The organism is Sphingomonas sp. (assembly GCF_025353885.1).
In the GTDB taxonomy this organism is placed as follows: domain Bacteria; phylum Pseudomonadota; class Alphaproteobacteria; order Sphingomonadales; family Sphingomonadaceae; genus Sphingomonas_O.
In genome coordinates, this window is the sequence record NZ_JANXNX010000044.1 from 1 (window position 1) to 10,942 (window position 10,942).

General features: G+C 61.4%; 14 protein-coding genes, 1 tRNA gene and 1 pseudogene. 5 read left to right on the forward strand and 11 right to left on the reverse strand.

The annotated features are described in order from the left end of the window. A pseudogene (locus Q0R02_RS04715) lies at positions 1-219 on the reverse strand (hypothetical protein); the annotation flags it as partial. On the opposite strand from Q0R02_RS04715, the gene Q0R02_RS04720 reads away from it, so the two are divergent. Further along, a complete protein-coding gene (locus Q0R02_RS04720; RefSeq protein ID WP_293881283.1) occupies positions 218-835 on the forward strand; it encodes a hypothetical protein in 618 nt (205 codons plus the stop codon). The pseudogene Q0R02_RS04715 and the gene Q0R02_RS04720 overlap by 2 nt on opposite strands. Positions 836-1,007: 172 nt before the next feature. Here the strand turns inward: Q0R02_RS04720 and Q0R02_RS04725 are convergent. Both Q0R02_RS04725 and folK read right to left on the reverse strand, forming a co-directional pair. Continuing rightward, positions 1,008-1,083 (reverse strand) — tRNA-Lys (locus Q0R02_RS04725). Positions 1,084-1,107: 24 nt separating this feature from the next. Further along, positions 1,108-1,596 carry a 2-amino-4-hydroxy-6-hydroxymethyldihydropteridine diphosphokinase gene (gene folK, locus Q0R02_RS04730; RefSeq protein ID WP_293881257.1) on the reverse strand — a complete coding sequence of 163 codons (489 nt, stop codon included), beginning with the start codon at positions 1,594-1,596 and terminating at the stop codon, positions 1,108-1,110. A gap of 22 nt (positions 1,597-1,618) precedes the next feature. Between folK and Q0R02_RS04735 the strand changes: the two genes are divergently transcribed. After that, on the forward strand, positions 1,619-2,344 hold the full coding sequence (locus Q0R02_RS04735) for a uracil-DNA glycosylase (RefSeq protein ID WP_293881259.1): 726 nt from the start codon (positions 1,619-1,621) through the stop codon (positions 2,342-2,344). Here the strand turns inward: Q0R02_RS04735 and aguB are convergent. From aguB to rpsD, 4 genes are all read right to left on the reverse strand, one after another. Continuing rightward, the gene (gene aguB / locus Q0R02_RS04740; RefSeq protein ID WP_293881261.1) at positions 2,317-3,168 is read right to left on the reverse strand and encodes an N-carbamoylputrescine amidase; all 852 of its coding nucleotides are present in this window, start codon (positions 3,166-3,168) and stop codon (positions 2,317-2,319) included. The genes Q0R02_RS04735 and aguB overlap by 28 nt on opposite strands. After that, entirely contained in the window at positions 3,165-4,142 is a 978-nt protein-coding gene (locus Q0R02_RS04745; RefSeq protein ID WP_293881263.1) for an agmatine deiminase family protein, read from the reverse strand. The genes aguB and Q0R02_RS04745 overlap by 4 nt, the downstream gene beginning before the upstream one ends. A gap of 5 nt (positions 4,143-4,147) precedes the next feature. Further along, positions 4,148-5,797, reverse strand: coding sequence for a M28 family peptidase (locus Q0R02_RS04750; protein WP_293881265.1), 1,650 nt, complete (start codon positions 5,795-5,797; stop codon positions 4,148-4,150). Between the two features lie 207 nt (positions 5,798-6,004). After that, complete coding sequence (gene rpsD, locus Q0R02_RS04755; protein ID WP_293881267.1) at positions 6,005-6,619, reverse strand: 30S ribosomal protein S4; 615 nt, start codon at positions 6,617-6,619, stop codon at positions 6,005-6,007. Between the two features lie 215 nt (positions 6,620-6,834). Here rpsD and Q0R02_RS04760 point away from each other — a divergent pair, with 215 nt between their 5' ends. Beyond that, positions 6,835-7,128, forward strand: coding sequence for a chorismate mutase (locus tag Q0R02_RS04760; protein ID WP_293881269.1), 294 nt, complete (start codon positions 6,835-6,837; stop codon positions 7,126-7,128). Positions 7,129-7,141: 13 nt separating this feature from the next. Here Q0R02_RS04760 and Q0R02_RS04765 read toward each other — a convergent pair whose 3' ends face one another. The 4 genes from Q0R02_RS04765 to rpiB are packed head-to-tail and all read right to left on the reverse strand — an operon-like array spanning position 7,142 to position 10,121. Further along, on the reverse strand, positions 7,142-7,873 hold the full coding sequence (locus Q0R02_RS04765; RefSeq protein WP_293881271.1) for an RNA methyltransferase: 732 nt from the start codon (positions 7,871-7,873) through the stop codon (positions 7,142-7,144). A 2-nt stretch (positions 7,874-7,875) separates the two neighbouring features. Then, entirely contained in the window at positions 7,876-8,337 is a 462-nt protein-coding gene (gene nrdR, locus Q0R02_RS04770; protein ID WP_293881273.1) for a transcriptional regulator NrdR, read from the reverse strand. Beyond that, positions 8,338-9,651, reverse strand: coding sequence for a serine hydroxymethyltransferase (glyA, locus tag Q0R02_RS04775; RefSeq protein ID WP_293881275.1), 1,314 nt, complete (start codon positions 9,649-9,651; stop codon positions 8,338-8,340). Next, on the reverse strand, positions 9,648-10,121 hold the full coding sequence (gene rpiB, locus Q0R02_RS04780; protein WP_293881277.1) for a ribose 5-phosphate isomerase B: 474 nt from the start codon (positions 10,119-10,121) through the stop codon (positions 9,648-9,650). Before rpiB ends, glyA begins: the two co-directional genes overlap by 4 nt. A gap of 137 nt (positions 10,122-10,258) precedes the next feature. Here rpiB and Q0R02_RS04785 point away from each other — a divergent pair, with 137 nt between their 5' ends. Together Q0R02_RS04785 and Q0R02_RS04790 are read left to right on the forward strand one after the other, a co-directional pair. After that, complete coding sequence (locus tag Q0R02_RS04785; protein WP_293881279.1) at positions 10,259-10,678, forward strand: hypothetical protein; 420 nt, start codon at positions 10,259-10,261, stop codon at positions 10,676-10,678. Positions 10,679-10,755: 77 nt separating this feature from the next. Beyond that, positions 10,756-10,942 (forward strand): DUF3419 family protein (locus tag Q0R02_RS04790; RefSeq protein ID WP_293881281.1); only part of this gene is annotated, 187 nt, incomplete at its 3' end.

Below are 10,942 nucleotides of genomic sequence, written 5' to 3' on the forward strand. Positions count from 1 at the left end.
GTCGGCCGGGCGCGTCAGGCGCCAATACGTCCGCAGGATATCGAGCAGCTGGGCCGAGAGCATCACCGTGCGATCCTTGGCGCCCTTGCCGTGGCGAACCTGCAGCAGCATCCGATCGCTGTCGATATCGTTGACCTTTAGAGCCTGAGCGGAAAGTGGTTGAGCGATATCAGTAGGTTGTGATTCACCGTCGTTGTCGAGACGATAGGAGAAGCGCATGGCCTGGACTGATACCGCCCGCCGTCAGCATATGCGAGGTGGGCAGCGCTATCCAAGCGATTTGCGGGATGGGGAAGGTGTCGATGGTCTGCTGCGCGACAAAACCCGTCCACCCGGCATCGCGCCGCTCGAGACGGCGCTGGTCAGAATTGCCCACGGTGACAAAACTGTTCGCAACGCTAATTTTGAAAATATCGACAGGATACTTGCCGCTAAATCGGAAACGCATCCTGCTGCGGCTCGCAATCTGCGAACGCAACTGAAGCGGTTATTTGCGTTCAGCATTCTGATAAAAATGCGTTCGGACAATCCGGTCGATGGTGTGCGCTTGGCGATCCGCAAAATCGGGCCGGATGAGGAAGCTGGCTTTCATACATGGTCGGAAGCTGAGATCGAGCAATATCAGACGTTTCACGCGCTTGGTTCCAAGGAAAGGCTTGCGATGGAGTTGATGCTCTGGACCGGATGTCGGCGCGGAGATGTCATAAGATTGGGTCGCCAGAACATACAAAATGGCAGGTTGTCGTTCACTCAGCGAAAAACAGGCAAGGCGATGGTGATCGCTCTTCCCCCCAACTACGAGCCGCGATCGACGCGGTGCCGACGACCAACATGACGTTTTTGATGACCGAGTTCTGAGGTATCCCTTTACACGCGCAAGGTCGAACAAAGCCGGCTTGCCGAGAAGACAATGGACCGATTGTCGGATGCACATTTGGCTAACCCAAAATCAGATTTGGCTAACCAACCGTCTAACTCCTTTGAAAGGAAGAAGAACTTCCCGGCAATGGTGGGCCCGTCGGGATTCGAACCCGAGACCTACAGATTAAAAGTCCGTTGCTCTACCAACTGAGCTACGGGCCCCATTTGCCGGGGGAGGCGCTGGCCCTATGGCCGGGGCCGCCTGCGGTCAAGACGTGCCAGCAAATGGCGTGCGGTCAAATTGGTCACCGGGTCGCGCCATCCGGGGGCAATCTCGCATAACGGTGCCAGCACGAAGCGCCGCTTGCGAAGGGCGGGGTGGGGAATTGTCAGGCCCGTCGAAGACCAGATGCCGCCGCTCCACGCGATAATGTCGAGGTCGATCACCCGGTCGCCCCAGCGTCGCCCGCCGCGGCGACCATGGATCCGTTCAAGCGACTTCAGGTGACTGAGCAGTTCTGTCGGCGAAAACATGGTCTCGATGGCGGCGACCGCATTGGCGAAATTGCGCTTGCCAGGGCCAACCGGTGCCGATTGGGTGATGTCGGACGACAGCAGCACGTCGCCCCAGTGCGGATCCGCGTGGTCCAAGAACCCAGCCAGTATCGCGCGCGGCGACCCGGCACGTCCACATCGGTTCGACCCGATACCGATGAGATAGGTTGATGCGATCACCGCTGCCTCCTATCGCGCATCGATGAATACCGAAACACTTGTCACCGAAGCCGTTTTCCAGACCAGCGCCCTGCCGCAGAGCGAGCCGCCGCTCGACTGCTCGCTATGCCCGCGACTGGCCGGCTTCCGGCAGGTTTGTCGCGCGGAGTTCCCAAGCTGGTGGAACGCGCCGGTGCCGTCGTTCGGCGATCCCGAGGCATGGCTGGGGATCATCGGGCTGGCCCCCGGCAAACATGGTGCGAACCGGACCGGGCGACCCTTTACCGGCGATTTCGCTGGGCCGTTGCTCTTCGAGACGCTCGACAAATTTGGCCTGAGCGAGGGCAAGTTTGCGGCTCGTATCGACGACGGGGTCCGATTGAAGGGGGCGATCATCATCAATGCGGTCAAGTGCTTGCCGCCCGAGAACAAGCCCACGCCGGAGGAGATCCGCACCTGCCGCCCGTTCCTGGAGACTGCGGTCGGGATGCTGCCCCGGGCACGTGTCTATATTGCGCTCGGCCAGATCGCGCATCAGTCGGCGGTCAAGGCGCTTGGCGGGCGGCTGCCCAAATGCAAGTTCGGCCATCTGAACGAACACCGGATGCCGAGCGGGACGATCCTGATCGATAGCTATCATTGTTCGCGATATAACCAGAATACTGGCCGACTGACGCGCGATATGTTTGAGGCGGTGTTTGCGCGGGCGGTGGAACTGGGAGGGGAGGCGGTTACCCCGAATCAAACATCCTCGACCAACCGTCCGTAAAGTTCTGGTCGCCGGTCCCTGAAAAAGCCGAACGCGGCGCGGTTTTTTGTAATCTCGTCAAGATCGAACGTCGCGACTAGCACGCCACTGTCCCCAGCCCCAAACTCTCCCACGAAATCCCCGCGTTCGTCGGTGATGAAACTGTGGCCATAGAAGGTCAGGTCGTCTTCGCGCCCGATGCGGTTGCTGGCGACGACCGGCACCACGTTTGACACCGCATGGCCAACCATCGCCCGCCGCCACAGGCGCGACGTATCCAGATCTTCGGCCGCAGGTTCGTCACCGATCGCTGTCGGGAACATCAATATGTCCGCGCCCATCAGCATCAGAGTGCGGGCGGTTTCTGGATACCATTGGTCCCAGCAAATGCCGATGCCGACCCGTCCATATCGCGTGTCCCACACCTTGAACCCGGTATTGCCGGGCCGGAAAAAGAATTTTTCCTCATAGCCCGGTCCGTCGGGAATATGACTCTTGCGATAGACGCCCATGATCGCGCCCGCATCGTCGATCATGGCCAGCGAATTGTAATAATGCTGTCCGTCCTTTTCGTAGAAGCTGGTCGGGATATAGACCTGCAATTCCTTGGCGAGCGCCTGCATCGCGATGACGCTCGGATGCTCGGCGGTCGGCTTTGCGGTTGCGAACCAATCGAGTTCCTCACGCTGGCAGAAATACGGTCTCTCGAACAATTCGGGCGGCAGGATAATCTTTGCACCCTTAACCGCGGCCTCACGGACGAGCGCCGCCACCGCTGCGATGTTGGTTGCGGCGTCATTGCCGAGCGCGAGTTGGAGAGCGGCAACGGTGATGTTCTGGGTCAAATCCGGGGCACCTGCTGGCTGATGCAATGGAAACTCCCACCGCCGGTCAGGATATGGTCAGTCCGCAGCCCAGTCACAAGACGGTCGGGAAACAGCGCCGCGATCGCTTTAACCGCCGCGTCGTCATTGGCCGCTCCGTGGGTCGGCACCACCACCGCTGCGTTGCCGATGTAAAAGTTCATGTAGCTGGCGGCAACGATACCATCATCGCCGGTCACGAGTCCGGGCGAGGGCAGGGGGACAACCTCCACGCCGAAGTCGCGGGCCCGCGCCCAGGCGTCGGCATAGAGGTCGGCGTTCGGATCGTCGCGTCCCTCTGGTTCGGGCAGTGCCAGCAAACCGGGCGCAACGAAGCGGGCAAGGTTGTCGACATGTCCGTCGGTATGATCCGCTGCCAGCCCGTCACCAAGCCACAGCACGCGGTTCACGCCCAGGTCGATGGTTAGCTGCGCCTCGATTTCGGCACGCGACATCAGCGGGTTGCGGTTCGGGTTCAACAGGCATTGCTCGGTCGTCACCAGCAACCCTGCGCCGTCGAGGTCGATCGCGCCGCCCTCCAGGATCATCGAACGCGGGCCGTGCGCCAGATTGGCGCTCACCGCCAGCAACCCGCCGATCGCATCGTCCAGCGGCGATGGATATTTGCCTCCCCAGCCATTGCCACGATAATCGAGCGCGAGCAGCCCGTCGTCCTCGCGCACCACAAGCGGCCCGGTATCGCGGAGCCAGATGTCGTAGAACGGCAGCAGGTGGATCTCGGCACCGGTCTTCATCGCGACCGCGCTATCCGCCGCCGCCTCATTTGCGCAAACCAGGCGGACGATCTCGCCCTTGCCGTCGGCGCGAACGGCGCGGGCAAAGGCGGCCACCTGTGCCTGCGCGGGTTTCAGGTCGTCTAGCCACAAATCGGGGTCGGATGGAAATCCGATCCAGACGGCGGCGTGCGGCGACCATTCGGCGGGAAAATGGGGCATGGTGATTATTTCCCCGCTCGCGATTTGTCGCGGATCGCGCGGAATTCATCGCCGGCTTTCCAGTTCGGCCAGACATTCGTCGTCGCCAGCTCGTGCGCGATGCCATAATACATCGTCAGGTCCTGAACCGCACCGCTCCAGTCCCACCTCGCCACATATTCGTCCTGCGGCTTGTGATAGCGATTGATGTTATAGTCCTCCGCCGCCGCCTTGCCCGCCGCGACGCCGCCGACCACCAGGTCTTCGCCGCCGCCCGCCGCCAGCATCGGTACGCCCAGCTTGGCAAAGCTGAAATGGTCGGACCGGTAGTAATGCCCCTTTTCAGGCGTGCTCTCGGGGCTGATCGTGCGCCCACCGACGGCGGCATATCGTTTGACGTAATCGTCGAGATCGGATTTGCCGACACCCGTCACTTCGACATCGCGGGTCTTTCCGCGGACGTTCAGGACATCCATGTTCACGCCGCCCACCGTCTGAGAAAGCGGGAAAACTGGATGCTTGGCATAATATTCGGATCCCAGCAGTCCTGCCTCCTCGGCTGTGACGGCAAGAAAAACCTGGCTGCGGGGCGTCGCGCCCGACTTTGCCGCCGCTTCGGCTAGCGCGACCAGCCCGGCCACGCCACTGGCATTGTCGAGCGCGCCGTTGCAGATGCCGTCGCCCTTGACCGGTTCGCAGTGGCCAAGATGGTCCCAGTGCGCGGTGTAAAGGACATATTCGCTGGCCCGCGTCGTGCCGGGCAGGATGCCGACGACGTTCTGCGAAACCTGTCGGCGGATTGTATTGTCGAGCGTGACATTCAGCTTCAAGCCAAGCGACATGGCCCTGAACCCGCGTGTCTTGGCGGCGATCTTCATGGTGGCAAGGTCCTTACCCGCACTGGCGAACAGACGCGCGGCTCCCTCGCCCGTCATCCAGCCAATCGCCTTCGACTCGTCCATATGGTCGTTTTGGGCGTCGAGGTTGATGACCGGTTTAGCCCAGGACGACACGACAACGCCGAAAGGATAAGCGGCGGGTTCGGTGTCGTGGATGATGATCGCCGCTGCCGCGCCCTGTCGCGCCGCTTCCTCATATTTATAGGTCCAGCGCCCGTAATAGGTCATGGCGCGACCGTTGAAATCACCAGTCAGCGTTGTTGTCTGCCAGTCCGGATCGTTGATCAGGATGATGACCGTCTTACCGCGCACGTCGATGCCGCCATAGTCGTTCCAAGCCTTTTCGGGCGCGTTGATGCCATAGCCAACGAATACGACATCACTGTTGGCGATCTCCACTTTCGGGCGGACCTGGCGGGTCGAGATGACCATGTCGGTCTTGTAAGCGAGGGTGACAGGAGCCTTGCCGCCCGTGAACGCCAGCGCCGCGGTCGGCGCGACGGTGATTTCGACCATTGGAACGCCCTGCGTCCAGCTGCCTTTGTTGCCCGGCTTTAACCCAGCTTTGGCAAATCTGTCGGAGATAAAGGCGATGACCTTCGGCTCGGCGGCACTGGTCGGTGCGCGGCCCTCGAAAGCATCGGACGACAATGTCCGAGTGACGTCGCGCAGGGTCCGGACCGAAATTTGAGGAGCCGGGGCGGCGGCCGGCCGAGCGAGCGCGGGCAACGCGAGGGCGCTGGCAAGCAGCAGCGAAGTAAGCAATTTTGCGGACACGGAATTCTCCGAAAAGAAGGGTTGCCGTGTGTCGCAAAGCTGGGAGAGGGTGGCAACTGGTAAAGGCCGTTGGTGCCTGTTGATATCCGTATAGGCCCCGGCCTGCGCCGGATAACGAGTATTTACGTCACCCCGGCGCTGGCCAGGGCCTATACGGTTGTCACGAAAACAATCGAACCCGCCATCGAAAGCAGGCCCGATCCCAATTTAGCGCGAGTAAAACTCGACGACCAGATTTGGCTCCATTTTCACCGGATAGGGCACTTCGTCGAGCGTCGGGACGCGTGTGAAAGTGGCTTTGGCGGTGCCGTCGATGGCGACATATTCAGGAATGTCGCGCTCGGCGAGACTCTGTGCTTCCATGACCAGCGCCATTTCCTGCGCCTTGGTGCCCAAGGTGATCTCGTCCCCAGGCGCACAACGCCGTGAAGCTATGTTGCACTTGACGCCGTTGACGCGGATGTGGCCGTGCGAAACAAGTTGGCGCGCGGCAAAAACGGTCGGTGCGAACTTGGCGCGATAGACGATCGCATCAAGTCGACGCTCGAGCAGGCCGATGAGGTTCTGCGACGTATCGCCCTTCATAGCCGCGGCATCGGTATACGAACGCTTGAACTGCTTTTCGGTGACTTCGCCGTAATAGCCCTTCAGCTTCTGCTTTGCTTTCAGCTGGATACCGTAATCGGACACCTTGCCCTTGCGACGCTGACCGTGCTGGCCGGGGCCGTAGTCGCGCTTGTTGACGGGTGATTTGGGACGGCCCCAAATGTTTTCGCCCATACGGCGATCGAGCTTGTGCTTCGCGCTTTGACGCTTCGACATAATCAGTCCTTCAATTGCGTGACCCATCGGGTCGTTGTTTTCACTATCTGTCCCTACGAGGAAACAGATGTTCCGGGTCCGCGCTACTTCGGCTCAAGTCGGGGACATCAGCCGGGCAGGACCACCGCTTCACCGGAGTGCGGGGTCAATTGCGAAGGCGGGCCAATAGCGGAATCGGGATGCAAGTCAACCAAAGCCGCGTTATGAACCGCTGCATGATCGAACCCGAACGCTGCCGAACCATGGTCGAAGTCCGCCAGGGCGTTGACGAAACCGACCGACAACTCGCCGATTTGCTCGGTCTTCGCTTTCGCTACATGACCGCAGCGGCGCGGATCAAGCCCGACCGGGGCGCCGTCCGGGACGAAGCCCGCAAGACCGAAGTGCTGCGCCACGCAAAGACAAATGCGCTCGCCGCCGATTATCCGGTCGAGTTGGCAGAAGAAATCTGGGAAAGGCTGGTCGAGGCGTCGATCGCCTACGAGATGGATCGGTTCGACCTGCGTTAATCGGCACCTGCGCTTATCGCTGTCGCGGATTCTCGATTGCCGTCAGCACGCCGCGCAAAGTCCGCACCTCCTGCTCGTTCCACCCGGGCTTGGTCATGATCGTCCGAACCGCTCGCCTGATCGTCGGCACCTTGGCCGGCGGAAAATAAAAGCCCGCGTGATCGAGCATTGCATCCAGGTGGCCGATCAGGCCATCGAGCTCGCGCTGCGAAGCAGGCGGCTCAGTCGGCACCAGTGGCGGCTGGCTGAGGGCTTCGCCTTTCGACCATTCATAGGCGACCACCATCACCGCCTGAGCCAGGTTCAGCGACCCGAACTGCGGGTTGATCGGCACCGTCAGGATCGTCCGCGCCACCGCCACGTCGTTGGTTTCCAGGCCCGACCGCTCCGGGCCGAATATTATGGCGGACCGTTCAGGGGCGGCGTGGATCGCCGTCGCCGCCGCTTCCGGAGTGAGCACGGGCTTGACGATGCCGCGCTTCCGAACGGTGGTCGCATAGACGTGCGGGCAATCCGCCACCGCCGCGGCGACCGTGTCGAAAACCTGCGCGTTGGCGATGACTACATCGGCGCCCGCAGCGGCAGGCCCCGCCTGCGGATTGGGCCAGCCATCGCGCGGCGAAACAATCCGCAGTTCGGTCAGCCCGAAGTTCAGCATCGCCCGTGCGGCCTTGCCGATGTTCTCGCCGAGCTGGGGGCGGACCAGGACGATTACGGGGTTCGGGGCGGAGCGAGGGATAGTCATGCCTAAGGCGTTGCGGCCTCAGCCACGTTCCCGGCGAATTCCTCGAAATCGCGGGCTTCGGCAAAGTCCTTATAGACGCTGGCGAACCGGATATAGGCGACACTGTCGAGGCCCTTCAGCCCCTCCATGACCAGCGCGCCGATCTGCTGCGACCGGATCTCTGCATCACCCATCGTCTCCAGCTGGCGCTGGATACCCGACACCATCTGGTCGATCCTTGCCACGTCGATCGGGCGTTTCCGACAGGCGATCGCAACCGAGCGCGCCAGCTTGTCGCGCTCGAACGATTCGCGCCGACCTTCGCTTTTCAACACGATGAGGTCGCGCAACTGAATACGTTCGAACGTCGTGAAGCGTGCGCCACAGCCTTCGCATTGCCGTCGCCGCCGGATCGCCGCCCCGTCTTCGGTGGAGCGGCTGTCTTTTACCTGGCTGTCGTCATGGGCGCAGAACGGGCAGCGCAATCAAAGTTCCGGGTAGATCGGAAAGCGTTCGCACAAGGCACGGACACGAGCGCGGACGTCGGCCTCGACCGCCGGATCGCCACCTTCGCCCTTGCTCCGCAGTCCTTCGAGGACATCGGCGATCATGTCGGCAATGTCACGGAATTCCTTGATCCCGAACCCGCGCGTCGTCCCTGCGGGCGAGCCGACGCGGATGCCGCTCGTCTTGACCGGGGGCAGGGGGTCAAAGGGGATGCCGTTCTTGTTGCAGGTGATGGCGGCACGCTCCAGCGCCTCGTCGGCATCGCGACCCGTGACGCCCAGCGGGGTCAGGTCGACCAGCGCCAGATGCGTGTCGGTGCCGCCCGAAATTAGATTTGCACCGCGTTCTGCGAGGCGCGCCGCCAATGCCTTCGCATTGTCCAGAACGGCTTGCGAATAAAGCTTGAAGTCGGGCTGCAACGCCTCGCCAAACGCGACCGCTTTTGCCGCGATGACGTGCATTAGTGGGCCGCCCTGAAGCCCCGGGAACACCGCCGAATTGATTTTCTTGGCAATGGTTTCGTCATTGGTCAGGATCATGCCGCCCCGTGGACCGCGCAAGGTCTTGTGCGTCGTGGTCGTTGCGACATGGGCATGCGGAAAGGGTGACGGGTGAACGCCGCCCGCGACCAGCCCGGCAAAATGCGCCATATCGACCATGAAGAGCGCGCCGACCGTATCGGCAATCGCGCGGAAGCGCGCGAAGTCGATGTGGCGTGGATAGGCCGAACCGCCCGCTATGATGAGTTTGGGCTTGTGTTCGATCGCCAGCGCCTCGACTTGCGCGAAGTCGATCAGATGGTCGTGCTGGGTGACGCCGTACTGGATCGCGTTGAACCATTTGCCCGACATCGCCGCGCGCGCGCCGTGCGTCAAATGGCCACCAGCATCGAGGCTCATGCCCAGGATAGTGTCGCCCGGCTTGACCAGCGCAAGCATCACGGCGCCGTTCGCCTGTGCGCCCGAATGCGGCTGGACATTGGCGAACCCGCAGCCAAACAACTGCTTGGCACGCTCGATCGCCAGTGTCTCGACCGCATCGGATGGCGCGCAACCCTGATAGTAGCGTTTGCCGGGATAGCCCTCGGCATATTTATTCGTGAAAACCGAGCCCTGAGCCTGAAGCACGGCTTTCGACACGATGTTTTCGGACGCGATCAGTTCGATCTGGTGACGCTCGCGGTCGATCTCCCGCGTGATCCCGGAGAATACCTGCGGGTCGCTTTCCGCCAGACCGCGCGTGAAAAAACCGTCGGGCTGGACGTCATGCAAAGTTGCGGGCTTGCTGCTCATGCTGCTTCCTTTCCCGTGACCGGGTTACTGAGTTTGTTGACGCGGTTCTGGTGACGGTCACCGGCAAATGGTGTGGCCAGAAAAACTGAAAGGGCATCCTTGGCGGTGTCGGGACCAATAAGTCGCGCACCAAAGGCGATGACATTGGCATCATTATGTTCGCGTGAAAGTCGCGCCGACAGGCTGTCAGATACCAGAGCGCACCGCGCCGCAGAGTTGCGATTAACCGCAATCGAGATGCCAATGCCCGAGCCGCAGACTGCGACGCCGAACCGGGCGACTCCGCGGGCGATCGCGTCGCCCAGTTTGTAGCCATAGTCAGGATAATCGACCGACGCCGTATCGAAAGGTCCCAGATCGTCGACCGCATGACCCTGGGTCCGCAGCCATTCGGCCAGCATCGCTTTCATCTCAAACCCGGCATGGTCGGAGGCGATGGCGATGGCAAGTGGGTCTGGTCGGTTGCTCAAGGCAGTTTTCCGGAATGGCGTATTAGAGTCGATGTGCGCTCTGTAGCGTCCCTGTCGTATTTTGCCACAGCCTTTGCGTCTGGCTCGGGGTATTTGCATTTGACTCAGGGGCAATGCCTGGCGGACACAGCAAATCCATGAAAACCTTTTCACCCATCGTCGCGCTGCTGCTGATCGCAGCCTGCGCCAAGCCAGCTTCCCAGAACGTGGCGGTCGGCAATATCGTCGATCCTGAAATCACCGAAGTCGCTGACGACAGCGGCGGCGGAGAGGGGCCGACTGCGGTTGCCGACTGGAATGGCAAATGGATCGGGGTGGAGGGACTGGCACTGATCATTGCGCCCGGCAAAACTGCCGACACGCGCAAGCTGAAGGTCACCCTGCTCGACGGTACCAATGATTATATCGGCACGGTGAGCGGCGGCGCGATCACGTTCATGCGCGATGGCAAGCCCGAGACGATCCATGCGGGCACCGGCGCGGAGACCGGGCTCAAATATCTTGCTGACAAGGATGACTGCCTGATCATCAAAGCCGGCGAAGGGTTTTGCCGCTAAACTGTCATAGTCGCGTCACTTACGCGTCACAGGTCTGACTTACGGCAGGCCGCTAAAGTTATATCGGGAGCGATGACATGGCTACTGCCTTTGCCAAGGTTGAATCGGCCGTCCACCAGCACGACCAGCTCTCGCACGCAGGCCTGCTGGAGCGCGCTTTTACCTTTGCCTTTCGCGGCCTGGTATATGCCCAGATCTGGGAAGACCCGGTTGTCGACATGGAGGCGCTGGCAATCACGCCCGACTGTCACATCGTCACCATTG

Excerpts from the sequence above, each read along its gene's own strand:
- rpsD (WP_293881267.1), bottom strand. The coding sequence starts at position 6,619 with ATGTCGAAGCGTCAAAGCGCGAAGCACAAGCTCGATCGCCGTATGGGC.
- Q0R02_RS04745 (WP_293881263.1), bottom strand. The coding sequence starts at position 4,142 with ATGCCCCATTTTCCCGCCGAATGGTCGCCGCACGCCGCCGTCTGGATC.
- Q0R02_RS04765 (WP_293881271.1), bottom strand. The coding sequence starts at position 7,873 with ATGACTATCCCTCGCTCCGCCCCGAACCCCGTAATCGTCCTGGTCCGC.
- Q0R02_RS04720 (WP_293881283.1), top strand. The coding sequence starts at position 218 with ATGGCCTGGACTGATACCGCCCGCCGTCAGCATATGCGAGGTGGGCAG.
- Q0R02_RS04785 (WP_293881279.1), top strand. The coding sequence starts at position 10,259 with ATGAAAACCTTTTCACCCATCGTCGCGCTGCTGCTGATCGCAGCCTGC.
- glyA (WP_293881275.1), bottom strand. The coding sequence starts at position 9,651 with ATGAGCAGCAAGCCCGCAACTTTGCATGACGTCCAGCCCGACGGTTTT.
- Q0R02_RS04735 (WP_293881259.1), top strand. The coding sequence starts at position 1,619 with ATGAATACCGAAACACTTGTCACCGAAGCCGTTTTCCAGACCAGCGCC.
- Q0R02_RS04760 (WP_293881269.1), top strand. The coding sequence starts at position 6,835 with ATGATCGAACCCGAACGCTGCCGAACCATGGTCGAAGTCCGCCAGGGC.